Genomic DNA, 2,757 nt, shown 5'->3' with positions numbered 1-2,757 from the left:
TAACTGACAATCGGTAAGTCGCGGCGCGATGGCGGCGAATTGTTCATCGGTGAGCCCGGTGTACTGCGGATGAGTGGATCGGATGCGAGCGAGAACTGCTGGGTCCCCGGCTCGCCACGCTTTGCGGAGAGACTTAGCTTGTTTCTTCAGGTTCTCGAGAGAACCGATCATGACGACGTCCTTTCAATGGGCCTCGGCCCGGAGTGTGCCCGGTCGCTCGCATCTTCGGGCTGAAAGGATAGTCGATGAAACCGATACGGTGAAACGATCAGGCGGGCATGGCCCTTTCCGCGAGTTGGCGGCGTCCTGAAAAGCGCTCTACTGCTGAAGGTACAGGATGAGCGAGCCTGCCGTCAAGTGGTAACATCCGTCTACCGTTTGCCCCGCAGTTCCGCCCGGATATCCATCCAGATATTGAAGTAAGCCCACTCCGGTGGCGCATTCGCTTCCTGAAAGTGATCCGGCCTAAGAACCAAGTCACCGGTGGCGAGCAGGATATCGCGCACCTTGGCGTTCTGGTCCAGTTTGGCTCGCATGGCTTCAACGACCAGCCGGTAGTGTTCACCCTTCACTGCGGAACGGTAGGTGATGCGCCGACCTTCGAAAGTGACCCAATCAATCCCTAACTTGCGCATATTTGCTTCTCCGATGTCGCCCGCAGCCTTAGCTTCGAAGCTTGTCATTTGGGAGACTTCGCGACGGCTATGCGGCCAGATGACTGACTTATCGAGCGCCCGTGGATCGTTCGGACCTTCCGGGTAGAGCATCATTTGCCAGAATCCCTCGACGCTTGCATACCGCACGCCGCGCAATGTAAACGGCGTTGCGGCGAAGTTTGACAGGATGCCGAGCTCATTCCGCTTGGAGAGAATCACTTCGCCCGGTTTTGCGGCTTGGGGGAGTATCTCCCAATCCGGCTTATGACTATCGATTACCGGAGTCCACCAATGCGCGGGATATTGGGCGGATAGAGTCGCAAACAGCCAAAACGCGATCGCGATACACACCCGTCCAGTTTACTTCCTCTACCGGGACGGCTAGTCCTGAAGGCTAAGTGTCTTGACCGGCGTTCCGTCGCTCCAGTTACCCATATTGACCTGATCGATCGAGCCGTGGCCCAACGCGTACGAGCAATCCGTTCCAGTCAGGACACAATTGAAAAGGCCGACACTCAGTTTCCAGGTAACGTTATAGTCACGATCATCTACACCGGAGTCGTCATCCATCAACCCATTTGTATCCGGGAAAAAATGAGTGCCCAGTAGCGCGGGTGAGCCGTGCTTATCGGAGATTACTTCGAGAAAATCCCGGTTTCCGAGGGGAATTGAAGTTCCGATCGAACTCCAAATTGCCTGGGCCGCCGGAATATCTGTCGTGTCTTCGTCTGAGTCCACCAGAACCACGCTGATGGACGGGCTGATCTGTGAAAAAGCGATCGGCAGCTCGCCGGATTGTCCGATTCCCGGGTTGAATGCGGCGATAGCCCGTGGAATCGGGACGCCATTCACAGGGTTGGTGGTCAGGCGCTGCGCCACCGCGAACGACTCATAAGCGCCCAGAGAATGGCCCGCGAACATAGTCTGCACCCCAAATGCGTCCGAGGCAGGCGGGACCAAGCCGGCGGCGCCGGACCGCAAAAGAGTTAGCGCGGATTGCCACGCATCGACCGCACTATTGGTAAAGGCCGGCGGCGATAACTGAGAATCATAAGCCGGAAAAACCACGGTATAGCCGTTCCGCGCTAGGTGCTCAATCCAATAGGTGTAGTTCGAAGGGCTGTCGCCGGACGGGTAGCCCTCCAGGCCCGCGAGATAAGCGTGTAGAAAGAGCACAACGGGCAACGACTTTGGGACAGAAGACCCGGCCGGCTCATAGATATAGTAGGACTGGTACGCTTGCTCCTTTGCGGGGTTCACGTAATAAGGCCCAAACTGCGTGTATGAAGAGTAAAGATAGGAACTGCCGCCGGGGCCGAGCAGCGGCTGGGCCGGAGGCGTTGGCGTTTGCGCCCCGGCGCTCAAGCTTGCACACAGCGCAACAGACAGCAAAGATAGTGATCTAGAAGCGGTCATTTTGAAGTTCGCGAAAATAGTTTTCATCTTTTGTATTTCAGGGAGTCCGGTAAGCAAGCGGGGTACTTACTTGATACGATTCGTTCTTGGAGTGTTTGCGCACGGCGAATGCTCTCATTCGGATTAACCTCCGTGAGGTGCGTTATCTGACTTCTTAGCCGGAAACGGCACGGCGATCGCGTTCGTGCCTTTGTCCGTGCGAGACTTCAACTGTAAACACCGGAATGCATCCCTATCGACATACTCTCGGCAATCTTGTGTATTCCTTTGCAGACCTGAAAGACTTGTTGGCAAAGGCAACACCGGCGCGATCGGGTGACGAACTGGCCGGAATCGCCGCTCGGAGTCCGGAAGAGCGGGTCGCGGCTCAAATGGCACTTGCTGCCTTACCTTTGAAGACGTTCCTATCCGAAGCTGTCGTGCCTTATGAACAGGACGAAGTATCGCGCCTGATCATTGACCGGCACGACGCGAACGCGTTCCAGCCGTTGGCGGCCATGTGCGTCGCAGACTTCCGCGACTGGCTACTCAGCGACGCGGCGGAGCCGGGGCTACTCAGCGCGATTGCACCTGGGATCACTCCCGAGATGGCGGCTGCGGTATCGAAGATCATGCGATTACAGGATCTGGTTACGGTGAGTGCCAAGATTCGCGTAATTACACGTTTCCGCAATACACTCGGATT

General features: G+C 56.5%; 3 protein-coding genes. 1 reads left to right on the top strand and 2 read right to left on the bottom strand.

The window, feature by feature from the left end; all coding sequences use genetic code 11:
- Positions 1-371: 371 nt before the first annotated feature.
- Together H1Y01_RS06630 and H1Y01_RS06625 are read right to left on the bottom strand one after the other, a co-directional pair.
- Positions 372-1,007 carry an NADAR family protein gene (locus H1Y01_RS06630; protein WP_180539655.1) on the bottom strand — a complete coding sequence of 212 codons (636 nt, stop codon included), beginning with the start codon at positions 1,005-1,007 and terminating at the stop codon, positions 372-374.
- A 30-nt stretch (positions 1,008-1,037) separates the two neighbouring features.
- Positions 1,038-2,099: a hypothetical protein gene (locus H1Y01_RS06625; RefSeq protein WP_180539654.1), complete on the bottom strand. Its 1,062-nt coding sequence runs from the start codon at positions 2,097-2,099 to the stop codon at positions 1,038-1,040.
- Between the two features lie 197 nt (positions 2,100-2,296).
- Between H1Y01_RS06625 and eutB the strand changes: the two genes are divergently transcribed.
- The coding region (gene eutB / locus H1Y01_RS06620) for an ethanolamine ammonia-lyase subunit EutB (protein WP_180539653.1) at positions 2,297-2,757 on the top strand (461 nt) is incomplete at its 3' end.

Origin of the sequence: Nevskia soli, assembly GCF_903970205.1 — a bacterium.
In the GTDB taxonomy this organism is placed as follows: domain Bacteria; phylum Acidobacteriota; class Terriglobia; order Bryobacterales; family Bryobacteraceae; genus Bog-113.
The sequence above is the reverse complement of the archived record's forward strand: the minus strand, read 5'-3'. Positions and strand labels throughout refer to the sequence as shown.

Coding starts and splice junctions, on each gene's coding strand:
- H1Y01_RS06625 (WP_180539654.1), bottom strand. CDS start 2,099: ATGAAAACTATTTTCGCGAACTTCAAAATGACCGCTTCTAGATCACTA.